A 17434-nucleotide genomic window follows, 5' to 3' on the forward strand; every position below is an offset into this window, starting at 1 on the left:
GTGGCACAGGTGACTTGCCCGGAGTTCCCCGGCAGAGTGCAGGCGGTGAGGCGAGGTGAGGTACGCGAGCGTCTGCGTGAGCTCGTCGGCACGGTGACCCCCGGCGACGCCCTGCCGTCGGAGCGTGACCTCAGCGTGCGTCTGGGCACGTCGCGACCCACCGTACGGATCGCCATCGAGGAACTGACCGGCGAAGGCCTGCTCGTCCGCCGTCACGGGCGCGGCACGTTCCGCGCGCTCGGCAAGATCTCGCAGGAGGTGCCGTCGAGCGCCGACCTGCCCCCGGCCGAGGGTGTCTGGCAGAGCGAATTGCTGGCGTACGGGGTGACCGAAGGCGACGTGTGTGTGCAGCGCCTGCGCCGCGTCGACGGCATTCCGATGGCGCTCGAAGAGATCCGGGTGCCGGTGTCGGTCGCCCCCGCGTTGTCCGAGAAGGACTTTCTGGAGGGGACGCTCTATCAGCGGCTGCGCGAGCACCACGGCGTGATCCCGGCCGAGGCCGTGCAGACCACCGAGCCCACCCTGCTGAGCGCCGACCAGTCACAACTGCTGGGTGTGGAGCCGCACTCCCCCGCGCTGCTGTTCGAACGCACCACGCGGGACACGCAGGGCCGGGTGATCGAGCACGCCCGCTCGGTGTACCGCGGCGACCGTTACCGCATCACCCAGCACCTGCGCTTCGGCCCGCAGTCGGGCTGACTCCCGTTTCAAAAGACGACGGCCCGCCTCCGTACGGGAAGCGGGCCGTCGCCGTTGCGGCGGTGAGTGGGGGTCAGCCGCCGATGCCGAGCTCGACCCGGCTGCCGACGCCGGGACCGGCCGTCGTGCCCGGGTAGAGCCACAGCTTGCCCGAGGCGTTCTCGGTGGCGACCAGGTCGTCGAACTCGTCACCGTTGAAGCGGCCCACGGTGAGCTCGTTCATGCCGTTCCAGCCACCGGTGCCGATCTCGACGCGGGTGCCGAGGGCGCCGTTGCCGTTGCCCGGATAGAGCCACAGCTTGCCGGTGGAGTTCTCGACCGAGACGATGTCGTCGAACGCGTCCCGGTTGAACCGGCCGACCGTGTTCTTGCTGTTGCCGCCCCAGCCGCCGCCGTTCAGCACGACCCGGGCGCCGGGGACGCCGGAAGCCGTACCGGGGTAGAGGTAGAGCTTGTTGTCGCGGGTGTCCACGGTGGTGATGTCGAGGTACGGGTCGTTGTTGAAGTGGCCGGCGGCGATGCGGTCCATGAAGTTCCAGCCGCTGTTGCCGATCTTCACGCGGGCGCCCAGGGTGCCGTTGGCGGTGCCCGGGTAGAGCCACAGGATGCCGGTCGACTTCTCGACCGCGACCACGTCCTCGTACTGGTCACCGTCGAACGTGCCGGTGATCAGCTTGTCCATGCCGTTCCAGCCGCCGGTGCCGATCAGCACGCGGGTGCCGAACGCGTCGCGGGCCTTGGTGCCGGGGTAGAGCCAGAGCCGGCCGGTCGAGACCTCGGTCGCGACCAGGTCCTGGTAGGCGTCGCCGTTGAGTGAGACCGCCTCGACGTTGACCAGGCCACGGGCCCGCACGTTCCAGCCCATCGAGGTCGCCGTGGTGCAGCCCAGCTGCACCATCTTGGCCGCGTTGGCGGTCGAGCCGTCGAGGACGGCCAGGCACATCGAGCTGTTCTTGTTCTTGACCCGGGTCAGGCCGGTGCTGTCCGACGCCAGCGTCCACAGCTGCTCGTCACCGTTGTTGCAGGTCCACTGGATGGCGCGGCCCTCGGGGGCCTTCGACCCGCCGCCGATCGCCAGGCACTGACCGCTGTTGAAGTTGCGCAGCTCGTAGTAGCCACCGGTCTTCGGGTAGAAGACCCAGCCCTGCTCCTTGCCGGCGCCGCACGGCCACTGGATGAGCTGCGTGTTCGTGTCCATCGAGGCCGACGGCACGGCCAGGCACTGACCGGTGTGGCCGACCTGGAGGCGCTGCGGCAGGTCGGGGCGCACCTCGTACTGCCCGACGCGCAGGAAGTCGGCGACCACCTGGGCGTTGCCGGCCAGCGCGTTGCGGGCGGCCAGGGCGAGGTTGCGGTTGGCCGGCACCTTCTCGGCCCGGGTCACGATCTCGCCGACCAGGCGGCGGTCCTCGGCCTCGGCCGCGGCCAGGGCCTTCTCGATGTCACGGTTCTTGGCGGCGTGGATGCCGGAGTCGATGAACGCCTTCCACACCGCCGGGTCGTTGCTGCGGGCGGCGGCGATGGCGGCCGCCTCGACCTCGCTGTCCGCGACGGCGAAGTTCCAGACCTCGGTCACGAAGTCGCGGTCGGGCATCGCGAGCAGCTGCTCGGTGACCGGCAGGCCGATCCGGTTCGCGGCCAACTGCTTGGCCGCGCGCGCCAGGGCGGCCGCCTTTTCGGCCTCCGTACGGGTTTCGTCCTCCTCGATCCGCCGGTCGACGGCCTGCTTGGCGGCGGCCGCCATGCCGGAGGCGATGAACTGGGCCTGCTCCTCGGCGGTGCCGTTACGAGCGGCGGCCGCGGCCGTCTTGACCTCGGTCCACTTGGGATCCTCGGCGACGCGCTCCCAGATCAGCCGGATGAAGTCGGCGTCGGTGCCGTTGAGCAGGTCGGAGCCGGCCACGACGTCGATGCTGGCCGCGGCGGCGGCCCGGGCCTGGTCGGAGAGCCGCTTGGCCTCGGCCTCACGCCGCTCGCGGTCGACATCACGGTTGAAAGCCGCGAACACGCCGGTGGTGATGAACTCGTAGCAGGCCAGGTCGGTGGCGGCCGGGTTGGTGGCGTCGGCGACCGTGCCGAAGGCCTCCTCGGCGGCCGCGCGGACCTCGAGGTAGTCCGGGTTGTCTTTGACGTGCTTCCAGATCTCGATGACGAAGTCACGGTCGGCGCGCTCGATGAGGGCGAAGTCGTCGCCGCGGCCGAACTTCACGGCAACGGCGAGTTTCTGCTCGTACGTGGCCTGACCGGCGGCAAGCGCAACGGCTTTGATCGGCGTGGGAGCGGCGAAGGCGGCGCCGGGAGTGGTGGCGGTCAAAGCGGCCACCGCGATACCGGCAGCCAGAACCGGCCGCACCCAGCGGGCACGGTTGTTCGATGTCATGAAGTTTTCCCCGTTGGTGGTTCTCGAACCCCTGCTGAGCTGCGGCTTCTTCGGGCACGGCGAAGCCACGGCGCAGCCAGGGATTGATGTCGGTGCGTACGTTAACCTCCCGTCACCGCCCGGCACAAGGCGGTGTGGTGAGATCACGTCGTGGCCGACCAGCAGTTCGCGGAGACGTACTCATTGACGCTGCCCACCTCGCAGGCCGCCCACGCGGTGGCGGACGAACTCGCGCGGCGCGGGCATCGGCTGGTCGCCGTCCGCGTCGTCGACCACTTCATCCTCGACCCGACCAGCTGGTGGTACGGAAAGCCGAGCATACGGCCCGAATTCGCCGGGTGGTGGGACGTGTTCAGCGTGCTGGACGACCTTTCCCTCCGTACGGGGGAAGGTGTTGCGCTCCAAGACATCGCCCGTCGGCACGGAGGCGTCGCCAGCGGCCCCGGCGGAGGCCACGTCGCCACGGTGCTCACCACATTCACCCGGGTCGGCTTGGTCCATGAGCTGACCGACGGGGAGGTCATCGAACGCCGGGCCGCCCTCGCAGCCGTTGACCCCGCCGTCTTCGTCGGCGGGACACGGTCGCTCCGGTCCGCACCACCGCTCGCGTCGCGGGCGACTCCGGATGAACAGGCCGAGATGGCGGCGATCGCCGAACTGCTGGACGCCGACGAGATCGAGGACGTCGAGTGGGAGGACGCCGGCGAGATGCTCGGCGAGCTCTTCGACGGCGCCATGCACCAGGGCACCTGCTATCCGCACACCGCCGGCACGGTGCCCGGCTTTGTCACGCTGGCCCTCGACGACCGGCTGGGCGACAAGTACCGCGCCTGGGTCCTGCTCGATCTGTTCCTGATCGCCACCGTCGGCCGCCGGGACCTTTGCGCTCAGGCCGACACCCTGCGCGCCCTGGGACGCCCGGCGATCGAGGCACCCGAGGCGGTTGCGGCCCGGCGGGCGGTCGCCGAGGCCCTCCCCCGTCTGTTCGACCGGTGGGACTGGTACTCCGAAGCCTCGCAGTTCTTTCTTCTTGGGCTGGCCGCCGCCTGCCCCGCCGCCGGCGCTTCCGTACAGCCGGCGATCGCGCGTCGCCGCGAGGCCGACCACGGCACCGACCGTGAGCCGACCGTACGGCTGATGGAGGCTCTGATCGACGGCGACTCCGAGCGGATCGAGGCGGCCCTGCGCGACGTGGCCGTACGGACCGACAGCCCGTACGCCACGCCCGAGCAACGTGGCCTCGATGCGCTGGACGACCTGCTCGTCAAAGAGCTCAGCCGCTGACGCGCCAGTCCTGGACGTCGATCTGGCTGCCGCCGTAGCGCGGGGTGAAGATGCTCATGACGTTCTGGGTCTTGAGGCGCTGGTGGTCGATCAGCGGGTCGGAGAAGTAGATCGCGGCCGACGTGTAGCGGATCGTCCAGTCGGTCCAGCCGGAGGCCTTGGACGCGGTCTCGATGTGCAGCTTCTTCGTGCTCGAGTCGCCGCTCGCCACGTACAGGTTGTCGGCGGCGTCGACGGCGATGTCGCCTCGGGAGGAGCGTTCCAGGAACGGCGTGTACGTCTGGTGCCAGACCTTGCTGGCCTTGTCGCGCCAGTAGTGCACGAGGACGGCACTTTCGCGGGCGGCCGTGAAGTTGGTGTTGCTCGGGGCCGACGCCGGCAGATGCGAGGCGAGCACGTGCACGATGCCCGCGGCGTCGACCACCTGGGACTCCTGGTTGATCAGGCCCCGGTTCTGGGCGATGCTCCACACCTTGAGCCCGGCCGCGTTGGACGCCAATGGGCTGCTTCCGGTGGTCGCGACCACAGTGCCGGCGTTGTTGCGCCAGGTGCGTCCCTTGTCGCGGCTGTACGCGTAGAACAGGTCGTGGTTCGTGCTGGCGTCCGAGGTCTCGCGTACGGTCCAGGTCGCGTGGAGCAACGGGGTGGCCGGGTCGGTGTTGTCGTACTCGATGCCGAACAGGTAGGCGTTGTTGTTGTAGGTCGTGCCGTCGATGAACTCACCGACGTAGGTCCACGCGCCCGCGCGGTATTCGTAGAGCACCTCGTCGCCGGTGCCGCTGACGCCCGTACGGATCGCGAGCTGCAGTGTGCCGTCGGGATGAGCGAAGAATTGCGGGTACGTCACGACGGCCATGCTGGTGCTGGTCAGGCTGCTCTGCACGGCCCCGAAGGAACTGGCCGCCCACGGGGCCGACCCGGTGAGCCCGGCGACCGACTTGCGATAGCGGAAGACCGACGAGTGGGTGTCGAACGCGAGGTGGATGGTGCCGTCGGCGGGCGCGATGCCGATGCTGATCACGTTGTGCGAGTCGGTCGAGGTGGTCCGGTAGTCGGTCAGCCGCAGGTTCTGCCAGGCGCCGGAGGGCAGCTGACGACGGGAGAGGTTGACGTAGCCGTCGGAGTCCCAGAAGGCCGCGTACTGCCGCCCGCCGTCGGTGACGATGCCGTCCTGCTGGAAGGACTCGCCGTTCATGTAGCCGGTGTAGGTGAGCGCCGTCCGCCCGTTCGTGGTCAGCACCGTGGTGGAGACGGCCGTGACGACCGGGGCGGCCTGCTGACCCGGCACGATCAGGAGCAGCCCGGCCGCCAGCGTCGTGAAACGTTTCATCACGCCCTCCAGTCATTGACAGGTCTCAATGCGTGGAGGCTACCTCACACCTCGCCCCGGAAACGCAGATCGACCGTGCCCGTCTCGACCGTCCGCACCGAATTGTCGTTGAGATAGTCCTGATGACGGGTCGCCACCTGGCCCGTGGTCTCGAGCACCACCACCGGCACGGTCGACCGCACCCGGCACCGTTCGCATCCGATGACGAGCGTGACGAGCAGTTTGCGGCGGACCGGCGCCTCCTGGAAATGCCGCACGCGGACAAAATCCGAATCCGCCTGCGCGGGCAGACTCAGCACACGCTCGGTGCTCTGCGTCGCGCCCCGGACAACCGTCGTCGAATGGCGGTCCTTGGTGGCGGCCGACGATTCGGTGGCCGATTCCAGAATGGTCGCGAGCGTGGTCGACTTGACCTTGAGGGCGCTCTTCAGGGCGATCTGGCTTTCCCGCTCGATCTGCACGGTGCGCGTGTCGGTACGTCCGTACGAGAAACGCCTCTCCTCCCCCGCATTGAGTTCCAGAACGGTGACCCACTCGCCCACCACCCGCTCGTCGAGAACCATCGTGGCGGCCCGGCGCACCTCGACTCCCCGCAGCACCCGGGTGAGCAGGTTGCGCGGCCACACCAGCGTCCCGTTCCGGTCCCCGTCGTTGCCGGCCGTGGCCTCGGCGACCATGAAGTCGAGGTACTGCATGGCGGCGCGCTGCGGCAGGTCGGCGATCCGGCTCTTGGACAGGTAGTCCTTGTAGCCGAGGCTGAGCGCGCGCCCTACCTCGGCGGCGTCGGCCTCCCCGGTCAGCATGATCGCGCGCAGGTCGGGCCGGACCGCGAGCAGCCGCTGGAACAGTTCGGTGCCGGGCACCTCGGGCATGCGCTCGTCCAGCACGACGACCGCGACCCGCTCCCGTTCCACCAGCGCGCACGCGGCGTCGGCGTCGGACACGAACTCGGTGGCCAGGCCGGCCTTGAGGGTGATCAGCTCGGCCGCGCGCCGCCCGAACTCGGGGCTGTCGTCGACCACCAGGACCTGCGCGGTCATCCGCTCCTCCGGCGCAGGTTCACGGCGAACGTGACCCGGCCCGCCGGATCGACGGTGTGGCTCATCCCGGCGGCGTGGTGGGTGGAGAGAAGATCGCTGACCGTCCTCAGGCCGAGGCCGAGGTGACCGGGCTTGGAGCTCCAGGATTCGCGGTACATGAGCGGGTCGAGCGTGACACCGGGCCGGAGGTCGTTCGCCACCTCGATGACGTTCTCGTCGTCGGTGGCACGGTAGAAGACCGATACTTTCCCGTACGGAGGGCTCGCCTCGACCGCGTTCTCCAGCAGGGGCAGCACGACCGCGAGGACGAAGTTGTTCCCGTACCCGACGATCCTCTCGGGCATCCGCGTCTCGCAGCTCACGTCGCCGTCGAGCCGTTTCGTGTAGAGCTGGGCGGCTCGATCGAGCGCGTCGGCCAGCGATGCCGGTTCCCAAGCCTGCGTGTCCCGGGCGAGGGTCGCCAGCTCCCGGAAGGCCGCGAGGAACGACTTGCACACCTGGACGCCTACAAGCAGGTCGTCGGTGTCGCGGCCGGCGCCGTCCCCGTGCCGGGCGATCAGGATCGCCTCCATCTGGGCCAGCGGCGTGTTCAATGAGTGGGCCAGTTCCCGGATCAGCGGGTCCTCGCGCTGTTTGCGGTTGAGCGTTTCGCCGATGATGCGCGGGATCTGCTCCTCGATGTAGCGCTCCAACAGCCCGCTCTGTCGGATCTCGTCGTCCCGCTGCGCCGCGAGCGTCCGCACGTCTTCGGCGTAGAAGCCCAGGGCGGTCTCGACGGATTCCTGCCGCGCCTCGAAGCCGGCCAGCAACATGACGACGAGCACGATTCCACCCGTCAATATCGACAAGGTGAGCGCCACGCTCGGCGGCTGGTTCAGCCCATTGGTGATCAGAAAGGTGACGCCGCCTACAGCCACGGTCACGACGCTCCGGCGGAGTACGACGGCCGCACCGGCCTGGGAACCGGCCGGCGCACGAGCATCGAGGTTGGGCACCTGCACAGTGTGGCCGCAGTTCCCGGTGCGGCGGAACCGCCGATCATCGCCACGATACGGCCGGTCGGACCAGCCCGTCCGGGTTCGTCTGCTGACAGCAGATGCGCTTGGAGATCGGCCGTCCCGGCTCCCAAGGTGGATCCAGGAAGACGGGGACGAGAGCTAGGAGATCGCATGCAACCCAACGGGTGGAACGCCGGGTCCATCGACGATCAGGTGGCGGCGCGGCTGCTGCATCAGCGGATCATCGTGCTCGGGACGGAGGTGGACGACCAGATCGCCAACCGGCTGTGCGGGCAGCTCCTGCTGCTGTCGGCCGAGGACCCGCGCGGGGTGATCAGCCTCTACATCAACTCGCCGGGCGGGTCGGTCAGCGCCGGCCTGGCCATCTACGACACCATGCGGCTGATCCCGAACGATGTCAGCACGCTGGCGCTGGGTCTGGCCGGCAGCATGGGCCAGTTCCTGCTCACCGCGGGCACGCCGGGCAAGCGGTTCAGCCTGCCGCACGCGCAGATCCTGATGCACCAGGGCTCGGCCGGTTTCGGGGGCACCGCGGCCGACGTCGAGATCTACGCCGATCAGCTGGACCGGGTCGGCACCACGCTGCTGCGGCTGACCGCCGAGCACACCGGGCAGCCGATCGAGACCGTGGAACGGGACAGTCGCCGCGATCGCTGGTTCACGGCCGAGGAAGCTCTCGCGTACGGGCTGATCGATCACGTCCTGGACAGCGTGAACGACGTGCGACCCGAGATGACCCGCCAGCCGATGGGATTGAGCGCATGAGCCAGTACACGATTCCCACCGTCGTCGAGAAGACCCCCAACGGCGAACGGGCGTACGACATTTATTCGCGCCTGCTCTCCGACCGGATCATCTTCCTCGGCACCGAGATCGACGACGGCGTGGCCAACGTGGTGATCGCCCAGCTGATCCATCTCGAATCGGCCGGCGAGCAGGAGATCGGGCTGTACATCAACTCGCCCGGCGGTTCCTTCAGCGCCCTCACCGCGATCTACGACACCATGAATTTCGTACGGTGTGACATCGCCACCATCTGCGTCGGCCAGGCGGCGTCGGCGGCCGCGGCCCTGCTCGCCGCCGGCACCCCGGGCAAGCGTTCGGTGCTCCCCCACGCCAAGGTGACCCTGCATCAGCCCTCCAGCCAGGCCCGGGGCACGCTGCCGGACCTGGCCGTGGAGGCCAAGGAGGTGGCCAAGGTGCGCGCCGAGATGGACCGCATCCTCGGACGCCACACCGGTCACCCGGTCGAGAAGATCCGCGCCGACACCGACCGGAGCATGGCCCTCTCCGCCCCCGACGCGGTCGCCTACGGCCTGGCCGACCGGGTGATCACGTCACGCCCCGAGCGCGCCTACCGCTTGACCGCCGCCAGCTGACCAGCCGAACACGCACCCGGTTGGCCGCGCCCGGCAGCCGGGTGAGACAGCTCAGCGCGGCCGGCAGCCGAGTGCGGCGGCTCAGCGCAGGCGGCGACTGGGTTCGGCGGCTCAGTGCAGGCGGCGTGCCGGGGTCAGGCGGCGAGCAGCATGACGCTGCCGGAGCGGCCGGGCGTCTGGGGAGTAACGGGTGTGACCGGGGCGACCGGGGCGAGGCGGAGCACCGGGGCGGTGTGGCCGACCAGGTCGAGGCGGACCTCGGCCAACAGGTCGGACAGCTCGATCCGCAGCGACTCGCAGACCGCGGCCAGGATCTCGGAGCTGGGCTCCTTGCGGCCGCGTTCCACCTCAGACAGGTATTGCACCGAGACGTTCGCCTCGCGGGCGACCTCGGCCAAGGTGCGGCGCTGCTCCAACCGGTGGCGGCGCAACACCCGGCCGACCACCGTACGCAACAGGGGCCGCCTGCCGTCGTTGTCCGCCATGCGGTCACCGTACCCACGCCCCGGCGCCCGGCGATACCCGTTCCGCCACCAGCGTAGAGCCCGGGTCAGCCGCCGATCTCGACCGCCTCGGCGGTGACCGTGATGCCCTCGGCGAAGTCGACGATCTGCTCCTGGGTGAGACCGACCGACTCCGGCACCTGCACCTGCACGTCACGGCCGGTGGCGTCGGGGAAGAACAGCCAGCGGGTGCCCGAGAGCTTGCCCTCCGACTCCAACGGGTGACCGAGGCGGCCCTCCCGGCCGTTGACGTCGACCTTCGTCACCGGGGACTCGGCCGGGAACCGCGACTCGCCCTGGAGCTGGACCGCGATCCGGCCCTCCAAGCTGAAAGCGCCCGAATTGTCCCCCGGCAGATCGCCCCGGTTCGGAGGCTCGACCACGAACGACGACGGGTCGGACGAGACGACCTTCCAGCCGTCCGGCACGGTGCTGACCTCGAAGCCGGTCGGCTGCGCGCCGGTGTACGAGACCAGGGTGAGCCGGGCCGACGAACCGGAACCGGGGCCGACCTTCTCCGGCGAACCGGAACCGGGGCCGACCTGGGTCAGGCCGACCGCGGCCGCGGCCACGACGGCGACGAACCCGCCGGCGATCGTGAGGCGCTGACGGCTGCGGCGGGTCGCGGCCCGCCGGCCCCGGGCCACATCGCCGGCGACCACGTCGGGCCCGGTGCGGCCGGGGGCGACGGTGAGATTACGCAGGACGTCCTCGACGTCAGGCATGACGGTTTCCTTCCAGAACGTGGGGGTTCAGCAGGGGCGGAAAGAGTTCGCGCAGCCGTTGCAGCCCGCGGGCGCTCTGGCTCTTGACGTTGCCCTCGCTGCAGCGCAGGGCGTCGGCCGTCTCGGCGACGGTGAGCCCCTCGACGTAGCGCAGCACCACTGCCGCCCGCTGGCTCGGGGGCAGCGTGGCCAGCAGGGCGAGCATGGTCTGGTCGTCGCCCGTGGGCGGGTCGGTCGCCGTCTCGGGCAGCACGGCCCGCACCTGTTCGCGCCGGCGGAACAGGCTGCGGTGCTCGTCGGTGGCCGCGTTCACGACGCACCGGCGGGCGTACGCGTCCACCGTCTCGGGGCGCACCCGGGACCAGGCCAGATACAGGTTGGTCAGGGCGGTCTGCACCACGTCCTCGGCCCGGGCCGCGTCGCCGGAGACCAGCAACGCGGCCGTACGGACCAGGGCCGCGCGTCGTGCGGTCACGAACTCGGTGAACTCACGTTCCCGATCGGAAGCCCGCTTCACGGTCACCCGCCTTTCGTCATCCACTCGGTTCAGGTCGCCCCTACTACGGGACGACCCCCTCCGCGGGTTGCACGCAAGGCGGGATTTCTTCGGAAGCGCGCGGCGTCAAAAAGGCGCCGGGAAAAAGGCGCGCCGGAGCTACAGCGGCACCCACTCCGTGCTGGTGGTGATCTCGGCCAGCACCTCGGGCAACGGCTCCACACCGAGGCCGGGCCCGGACGGAACGGGCAGGTGACCGTTCTCCAGCACGAACGGCACGGTCACGTCCGTACGGAAATAGCGGTCCGAAGCCGACGTATCCCCCGGCAGCGTGAAACCGGGCAGCGCGGCCAGCGCGACATTGGCCGCCCGCCCCAGCCCCGTCTCGAGCATGCCCCCGCACCAGACCGGGATGCCGTTGGCCACGCACACGTCGTGGATGCGGCGCGCCTCCAGATAGCCGCCGACCCGGCCCGGCTTGACGTTGATGATGCTGCACGCGCCGAGCCGGATCGCGTCCGCCGCGGCCCGGGCCGACACGATCGACTCGTCCAGGCAGATCGGGGTGCGCACGCGGCGAGACAGCTCGACGTGGCCGAGCACGTCCTCCTCGTCGAGGGGCTGTTCGATCAGCAGCAGGCCGAACGGGTCGAGCGCGGCCAGCAGCGGCGCCTGCCCGACCGTGTACGCCGTGTTCGCGTCCACCTGCAGCAGAACGTCGTCGCCGAAGCGCTCGCGGACCGCCCGGACCGGCTCGACGTCCCAGCCCGGCTCGATCTTCAGCTTGATCCGGACGTACCCCTGGGCCAGATAGCCGTCGACCGCGTCGAGCAGTTGGGGAATCGAGTCCATGATGCCGACCGACACCCCGCAGGGCACCCGGTCGGCGGTGGCCCCGAGCTCGCGGGCGAAGCTGCGGCCGGCCGCGCGCAGTTCGGCGTCGAGCACCGCGGTCTCCAGCGCCGCCTTGGCCATCCGGTGGCCCTTGAACTTGTGCAGCGCCGGGGCAACATCGATGGCCGACGCCGGCTCGACCGCCGCGAGTGCGGGGATCAGGTAGCGGCGCAACACATCGGCCGCCGCCTCCACATATTCGCTGGAGTAGAGCGGATCGCTCATCGCGACACATTCGCCCCAGCCCTCGGCCTCGTCGGTGACCGCCCGCAGCAGCAGCACGTCACGCTCGGTCTCGGTGCCGAACGAGGTGCGGAACGGCGCCACCAACGGCATCCGGATCCGGCGCATCTCGATCCCGCTGAGTTTCATGAACCCTGCCTCTCCACCACATACCAGCCGGCCCGATCGAATCCGGTCACCCGCGCCCCGCCGTCGATGAGAGGAGCAAGCGTTTCCCGTACGGCCAATCGCCATCGCCGGGCGCAGGCGGGATCCTCCCGGCGGAGCGTCTCGATGTCGGCCGGCACCGCGACCAGCACGGTCCGCGTGTCGGCCGGGCGCGGAGCCGGTTCACCGTCGGGAGTGCGTTCCAGCGCGAAGGCTGCCCCGGTCACGTCCACGGGCGAGGCCAGCCCCTGCACGGCCAGGTCGACCCGCGGCGACGCCAGGTCCCAGCGCAGCAGCAGCCGGTCGGTGTCGTCGGCGCTGTTGATGCCGTCGCTCATCGGGCCGTAGAAGTGCGGCAGGTACTGCACCGGCTCGCCGCCCAGCTTGACCAGGTTGAAGTACGCGTTGCGGCCCACCAGCGGGTCGAAGGTCCAGCTGATCGTGGTCACGCCCTGGCGCAGCGCCCACGCCCGCTGGTGCAGCTTGATCGCCCCGCCGACGCTGCGGCCCCGCGCCGCGCGTGTGACCCCGGCGATGTGGCTGTGCATCTCGCGGCGCTCGGGCGGGCCGAAGAAGGCGATGCAGGCCCCGATCATGCCCGTACGGTCGAACGCGCCCGCCACGTAGTTGCCGGCCTTGCTCATCGCGCGCAGCAGGTCCCGGGTCACCGGCGGGTCGGCCGGGTCGGACTGCCAGATCGAGTCGAACAGCCGGCACACGTCGTGCAGCTCGGCCAGCTCGGTGAGGATCCGCACCTCGACCCCGGCCGCCTCGGCCGCTGACTTGGCCGCGGTGGCCGGACTCAGCAGATCGCTCATCGGCGGATCACCTCCTGCAGCAGCTCCGCGACCAGCGCGGCGCGGCGCGGCATCTCCGCGACCACCACGTGTTCGCCGGCCGCGTGCGCGCCACCGCCGACCGCCCCGAGCCCGTCCAGGGTGGGGGTGCCGACGCCCGCGGTGAAGTTGCCGTCCGAGGCGCCGCCCACGGCGGCCCGGGCCAGCGGCGGCAACTCCAGCCGTCCGGCGATCGCCACCGCCCGCGCGAACAACTCCGCCGAGGCCGTGGCTTCCAGCGGCGGCCGGTTCGGGCCACCCTCGATCACGATTCGCGCGCCCGGCACCACCGGGGTCAGCGCGTGCAGCGCCGCGTCGACCCGTTCCTGCTCGGCGACCGTGCGGGCGCGGACGTCGACGGCGAACTCCCCCGCCGCCGGAACGGTGTTGGTGGTGGTGCCCGCGGTCATCCGGGTCGGCACCACCGTCGTGCCGAGCGCGGGGTCGCCCAGGGCCTGCACGGCGAGAACCTGGTGAGCCAGCTCCACTGTGGAGTTCACGCCGGCCTCCGGTTCGAGCCCGGCGTGCGAGGCACGGCCCAGAACCCGTACGCGATAGAGGGAAACGCCTTTGCGCTCGGTCTTGAGGGCACCCCCGTCGGCCGAGGCCTCCAGCACCAGGGCGGCCGCGCACCCGGCGGCCTCCTTCTCGATCAGCTCGCGCGACGACGGCGAACCGAGCTCCTCGTCGCCGGTGATCAGCACGCTCACGCCGTCCCGGTCGGGCAGCGCGGCCACCGCGTGCAGGGCCTGCACCACACCGGCCTTCATGTCGAAGCAGCCCGGCCCGCGCGCGATCCCGTCATCCACCGCGTACGGGTTCTGTTCCAGCGATCCGATCGGCCACACCGTGTCATGGTGGCCCAGCAACAGCGCCCGGGGCGGGCCGGAACCGAAGCGCCACCGCAAATGGGTACGCCCGTCGAGGACGATCCGCTCGGGTTCCACGCCCAGCCGCCGGCGGCCGACCCCGGCCAGCACCTCGGCGCTGCGGGCCACGGCGGCCCGGTCGTCCGAGGGTGATTCGCAGGTCACCAGCTCCCGCAGGTCGGCCAGCATCGCGGACAGGTCCATCTCACGCCACCTTCGGGGTCGCCCGCACACCCAGGTGCACATAGCGTTCGCCGGTGGGCAGCCGGTAGAAGAACACCGGCACCCAGGAACTGCTTTCGGGAAGGCGTACGAGGAAAAGGTCGTCCTTGACCGCCACCATCTCCAGCTCGTGCACCGGTTCCGGGGTGAGCTCGGCCAGCGGCCCGGTGGTGGTCATCCGCAGAACCGCGCCCTCGAGGACCTCGATCTGGATGCTGGCCCGCTCGTAGGTGCCCAGGTGCTCGGTGATGTCGACCTCGACCGGCGTCGCGGGCGGGGTGAGCGGCCGCGGCATCGTCACCCCGGCCACCTCGGCGAAGATCTCGGCGAACAGGTCCTGGTAGAGGTCGCGGGCGCCCTCGCCGTTGGTCAGCAGGGTGACGGCGAGGTCCTGCTCGGGCAGGATCCGCAGGAACGCCGACTGGCCGATGGTGTTGCCGTCGTGGCCGATCAGCCGGTGGCCGTCCCAGCCGAAGCGGATCCAGCCCAGCCCCCACGAGTCGCCCAGCGTGTACTTCTCGGGCAACTCGACCTGTTCGGCGGTCATCTCGGCCGCGCCGGCCTCGCTGAGCAGCCGGGTGCCGTCCGGGGCCAGGCCGCCGGCGAGGTGCAGGCGGGCGAAGGCCAGCAGGTCGGCCGCGGTGGCGGTGATGAGCCCGGCCGGGCCGAGCGCCCGGGGCAGCGTCCAGACCGCGGCGACCTTCGGACCGGGCAGGTGACCGGTGGCGGCCCGGTGCAGCAGCGCCTCCTCGGGCAGGGTTCCGGTGCGGCGCAGGCCGAGCGGGGTGCTGATCCGCTCGCGCAGGGCGGCGTCCCAGGTGCCGCCGGTCAGCTTCTCGACCACCCGCCCGGCCAGCGAGAAACCGGAGTTGCAGTACGACCAGGTGGCGCCGAGCGGGTGGTTCTGGGTCACGTCGCGCAGGCCGTCGACGTACTTCTCCAGGCAGTCGTCGCCGCGGCCGGTGTCGGTGAAGACGTCGCCGTCGATGCCGCTGGTGTGGGTCAGCAGGTGCCGCATGGTCACCTTGGCCGCGACGCCCGGGTCGGACAGGGTCAGCTCGGGCAGCACGTCGGCGATCGGGGCGTCCAGTTCGAGCTTGCCCTCGTCGACGAGCTGCTGCACGAGCGTGGCCGTCCAGACCTTGCTGATCGAGCCGATCTGGAACACCGAGTCGGTGGTGGCCTCGACGCCGGTGTCCACATTGACCATTCCGTACGCGGCCTCGACCAGCTCGTCGCCGCGCGAGATGCCGAGGACCGCCCCGGGCAGGCCGTGGCGCTTGGCGAGCACGTCGAGGCGGCGCTGCCAGTGCCCGGCGTCCAGCGGCTTGCGGCCGGCGCTGGTGTGGCGGCGCACCCATTCGGCGATGCGCCGGTTGAAGTCGAGGCGCTGCGAGGGCGGCCCCTCGACGATCAGCAGGTGCGAACCGCCCGGATAGAGCACCAGCTCGGACGGCACGCCCCGCTCGCGCAGCGCGGTGTGCCACTGCTGGGCCTGGCCGACCGGGCAGCGCAGGTCCGAGTCGCCCTGGATGATCAGGGTGGGGGTGGTGACCTCGGTGACCCGGGTCAGCGGTGACATCGCGGCGTAGCGCTCGGGCACCTCCCACGGCCGGCCGCCGAGCTCGATCGCGGCCAGCAGGTGCCCGTCGTCCGAGGTGCCAGCCATGCTGGTCAGGTCGCTGACCACGCCCCCGGTGACCGCGGCCGCGAACCGTCCGTCGATGGCGGTGAGATAGCAGGTCATGTAGCCGCCGTAGCTGTAGCCGGCCACCGCCAGCTTGTCCGGATCGGCGACCCCGTCGGCGACCAGCTGGTCGAGCGGCTCGAGGAAGTCGCGGGCGTCGGCCTCGCCCCACGCGCCGAGGGCGGCCGTGAAGAACCGTTCGCCGTAGCCGTCGCTGGCGCGCGGGTTGAGCAGCAGCACGTTCCAGCCGTCGGCGGCCAGTTCCTGGTGGTAGAGGTGGACGTCGTCGGCGGCGCCGTTCCACGCGTTGTGCGGGCCGCCGTGGATGTCCAGCAGCAACGGCCGCGGGCCGGTGACCTCGGGGTCGCGGATCAGCCAGCCGTGCACGACGGTGCCGTCCGAGATGGTGAACTCACGCTCCTCGCGGGCGAACAGCTCGACGTCGCCGAAGACCGATCCATGAGTCGTGCGCACGGTTTCGACGCCGGTCACCACGTCGACGGTGACGATTTCCCCGTACGAGGTGGGAGTCGCGAGCGCGATGGCCGCGGTGTCCCCGGCGATGGACAGCCCCGACACCACGCGTCCGGCCCCGGCCACGACGGCCCGGGGTGCGCCCCCGTCGATCGGCACGGCGTAGAGGTGCGAGCAACCCCGGTCCCGTACGCAGAAAAGGACCGTACGGCCGTCGGCAGCGAACCGTGGCACCGCGCCGGGGTAGGCCGGACCGCCCGGCATGACGTTGCGGTCGAGGCTGTCGGCGAGGATGCGCACCGGGCCGCCGTCGAGCGGGACATAGAGCAGGCCGGCGTGCCCGACCGGGGCGCCCATGGTGCCGACGACCAGCAGCGCGTCGCCCGGCGGGGTCCACACGACCGCACCGGCGAGCCCGTCGGCGAGCCCGGCCACCACCGGCCGCGCCTTGGGGTCGGTGACGTCGAGAACGTGCACCGGCGCCCGCAGGATCAGGTCGGCGTCCTCGGCGGTCGCGGCCGCGAAGGCCAGCCGGGTCGAGTCGGGCGACCAGGCCGGGGCGCCCGCGTGCCAGTCCCCCTCGGTCACCTGGCGGCATTCGCGGGTCTTCAGATCCAGCACGAACAGGTGCGTACGGAGGTCGCGCAGCCAGCCCGAACCGTCGGCCTGATAGTCGAGGCGGGCGGTGACGATCGGGGCGCTCTTCTCGGCGCCGGTCACCGAGACCGGGGCGGAGAAGGCGATTCTGGTGCCGTCGGGGCTGAACATCGGGGCGCCGGCGCCCAGCGGGAGGTCGGTGACCGGCTCGGCCTCACCGCCGTCGGCGGGCAGCAGCCACAGCTGGGCCGGGCCGGCGCCGCCGCGCAGGAACGCGATCTGCCGGCCGTCGGGCGACCAGGCCGGTGAGGTGTCGGCCGGGCCGCGGGTCAGGCGGCGGGCGCCGGAGCCGTCCGGGCCGGCCAGCCAGATCTCGCGGGTGACCCGGTCGGCCTTCTGGTCGGCGGCGCGCAGCACGTACGCGATCCGGCCGCCGTCCGGGCTCAGCGCGGGTTGTTCGGGCGCCGCCACCGACACCAGGTCCTCGATCTGCGCACGACGTGCCACGGTTGTTCCCCCTCGCCTCGCGGGTCTTAGCGCGAAGCCTGCCGGTAACCGGGTACCCGTGTCATGGTGCGGCCGAACGAGTCGGGGCCCCTCGACTCGTCCG

At 71.0% G+C, this 17434-nt stretch carries 14 protein-coding genes and 1 pseudogene; 4 read left to right on the forward strand and 11 right to left on the reverse strand.

Annotated features, from left to right (window positions below):
• Positions 1 to 45 precede the first annotated feature (45 nt).
• A complete protein-coding gene (locus tag JIG36_RS53905) occupies positions 46 to 699 on the forward strand; it encodes a GntR family transcriptional regulator (protein WP_203374811.1) in 654 nt (217 codons plus the stop codon).
• 73 nt (positions 700 to 772) lie between these two features.
• Here JIG36_RS53905 and JIG36_RS53175 read toward each other — a convergent pair whose 3' ends face one another.
• Positions 773 to 3079 (reverse strand): RICIN domain-containing protein, encoded by a 2307-nt coding sequence (locus JIG36_RS53175; protein WP_203374812.1) that lies wholly within the window; start codon positions 3077 to 3079, stop codon positions 773 to 775.
• A 150-nt stretch (positions 3080 to 3229) separates the two neighbouring features.
• On the opposite strand from JIG36_RS53175, the gene JIG36_RS05275 reads away from it, so the two are divergent.
• Entirely contained in the window at positions 3230 to 4363 is a 1134-nt protein-coding gene (locus tag JIG36_RS05275) for a hypothetical protein (RefSeq protein ID WP_203374813.1), read from the forward strand.
• On the opposite strand, the gene JIG36_RS05280 is transcribed toward JIG36_RS05275, so the two are convergent.
• Genes JIG36_RS05280 through JIG36_RS05290 form a run of 3 tightly spaced genes read right to left on the reverse strand, consistent with a single transcriptional unit; the run spans position 4353 to position 7728 of the window.
• Positions 4353 to 5693, reverse strand: a complete 1341-nt coding sequence (locus JIG36_RS05280) for a BNR repeat-containing protein (RefSeq protein WP_203374814.1) — start codon at positions 5691 to 5693, stop codon at positions 4353 to 4355. The genes JIG36_RS05275 and JIG36_RS05280 overlap by 11 nt on opposite strands.
• Before the next feature lie 44 nt (positions 5694 to 5737).
• Positions 5738 to 6733: a response regulator gene (locus JIG36_RS05285; RefSeq protein ID WP_203374815.1), complete on the reverse strand. Its 996-nt coding sequence runs from the start codon at positions 6731 to 6733 to the stop codon at positions 5738 to 5740.
• On the reverse strand, positions 6730 to 7728 hold the full coding sequence (locus JIG36_RS05290; RefSeq protein WP_203374816.1) for a histidine kinase: 999 nt from the start codon (positions 7726 to 7728) through the stop codon (positions 6730 to 6732). The genes JIG36_RS05285 and JIG36_RS05290 overlap by 4 nt, the downstream gene beginning before the upstream one ends.
• Positions 7729 to 7902: 174 nt before the next feature.
• Here JIG36_RS05290 and JIG36_RS05295 point away from each other — a divergent pair, with 174 nt between their 5' ends.
• Together JIG36_RS05295 and JIG36_RS05300 are read left to right on the forward strand one after the other, a co-directional pair.
• Positions 7903 to 8517: a ClpP family protease gene (locus JIG36_RS05295; protein WP_203374817.1), complete on the forward strand. Its 615-nt coding sequence runs from the start codon at positions 7903 to 7905 to the stop codon at positions 8515 to 8517.
• On the forward strand, positions 8514 to 9131 hold the full coding sequence (locus JIG36_RS05300; protein ID WP_203374818.1) for a ClpP family protease: 618 nt from the start codon (positions 8514 to 8516) through the stop codon (positions 9129 to 9131). Before JIG36_RS05295 ends, JIG36_RS05300 begins: the two co-directional genes overlap by 4 nt.
• Positions 9132 to 9373: 242 nt before the next feature.
• On the opposite strand, the pseudogene JIG36_RS05305 reads toward JIG36_RS05300, so the two are convergent.
• The 7 genes and pseudogenes from JIG36_RS05305 to JIG36_RS05335 all read right to left on the reverse strand — a co-directional run.
• Positions 9374 to 9616, reverse strand: a pseudogene (locus tag JIG36_RS05305) (helix-turn-helix domain-containing protein); the annotation flags it as partial.
• Between the two features lie 65 nt (positions 9617 to 9681).
• Complete coding sequence (locus tag JIG36_RS05310) at positions 9682 to 10359, reverse strand: hypothetical protein (RefSeq protein WP_203374820.1); 678 nt, start codon at positions 10357 to 10359, stop codon at positions 9682 to 9684.
• Positions 10352 to 10882, reverse strand: coding sequence for a SigE family RNA polymerase sigma factor (locus JIG36_RS05315; RefSeq protein WP_307872574.1), 531 nt, complete (start codon positions 10880 to 10882; stop codon positions 10352 to 10354). The genes JIG36_RS05310 and JIG36_RS05315 overlap by 8 nt, the downstream gene beginning before the upstream one ends.
• 132 nt (positions 10883 to 11014) lie before the next feature.
• On the reverse strand, positions 11015 to 12121 hold the full coding sequence (menC, locus tag JIG36_RS05320; protein WP_203374822.1) for an o-succinylbenzoate synthase: 1107 nt from the start codon (positions 12119 to 12121) through the stop codon (positions 11015 to 11017).
• Positions 12118 to 12957 (reverse strand): GNAT family N-acetyltransferase, encoded by an 840-nt coding sequence (locus JIG36_RS05325; RefSeq protein ID WP_203374823.1) that lies wholly within the window; start codon positions 12955 to 12957, stop codon positions 12118 to 12120. The genes menC and JIG36_RS05325 overlap by 4 nt, the downstream gene beginning before the upstream one ends.
• Positions 12954 to 14048 carry a M20 family metallopeptidase gene (locus tag JIG36_RS05330; RefSeq protein WP_203374824.1) on the reverse strand — a complete coding sequence of 365 codons (1095 nt, stop codon included), beginning with the start codon at positions 14046 to 14048 and terminating at the stop codon, positions 12954 to 12956. Before JIG36_RS05330 ends, JIG36_RS05325 begins: the two co-directional genes overlap by 4 nt.
• A gap of 1 nt (position 14049) precedes the next feature.
• Positions 14050 to 17331, reverse strand: coding sequence for a serine hydrolase (locus JIG36_RS05335; protein WP_203374825.1), 3282 nt, complete (start codon positions 17329 to 17331; stop codon positions 14050 to 14052).
• Between the last annotated feature and the right edge of the window lie 103 nt (positions 17332 to 17434).

Origin of the sequence: Paractinoplanes ovalisporus, from assembly GCF_016834655.1 — a bacterium.
GTDB classification, from domain to species: Bacteria; Actinomycetota; Actinomycetes; order Mycobacteriales; family Micromonosporaceae; genus Actinoplanes; species Actinoplanes ovalisporus.

What these genes read in the sequence shown, in the direction of transcription:
- JIG36_RS53175 (WP_203374812.1), bottom strand. Translation starts at nt 3,079, where the DNA reads ATGACATCGAACAACCGTGCCCGCTGGGTGCGGCCGGTTCTGGCTGCC.
- JIG36_RS05280 (WP_203374814.1), bottom strand. Translation starts at nt 5,693, where the DNA reads ATGAAACGTTTCACGACGCTGGCGGCCGGGCTGCTCCTGATCGTGCCG.
- JIG36_RS05285 (WP_203374815.1), bottom strand. Translation starts at nt 6,733, where the DNA reads ATGACCGCGCAGGTCCTGGTGGTCGACGACAGCCCCGAGTTCGGGCGG.
- JIG36_RS05295 (WP_203374817.1), top strand. Translation starts at nt 7,903, where the DNA reads ATGCAACCCAACGGGTGGAACGCCGGGTCCATCGACGATCAGGTGGCG.
- JIG36_RS05300 (WP_203374818.1), top strand. Translation starts at nt 8,514, where the DNA reads ATGAGCCAGTACACGATTCCCACCGTCGTCGAGAAGACCCCCAACGGC.
- JIG36_RS05310 (WP_203374820.1), bottom strand. Translation starts at nt 10,359, where the DNA reads ATGCCTGACGTCGAGGACGTCCTGCGTAATCTCACCGTCGCCCCCGGC.
- menC (WP_203374822.1), bottom strand. Translation starts at nt 12,121, where the DNA reads ATGAAACTCAGCGGGATCGAGATGCGCCGGATCCGGATGCCGTTGGTG.
- JIG36_RS05325 (WP_203374823.1), bottom strand. Translation starts at nt 12,957, where the DNA reads ATGAGCGATCTGCTGAGTCCGGCCACCGCGGCCAAGTCAGCGGCCGAG.
- JIG36_RS05330 (WP_203374824.1), bottom strand. Translation starts at nt 14,048, where the DNA reads ATGGACCTGTCCGCGATGCTGGCCGACCTGCGGGAGCTGGTGACCTGC.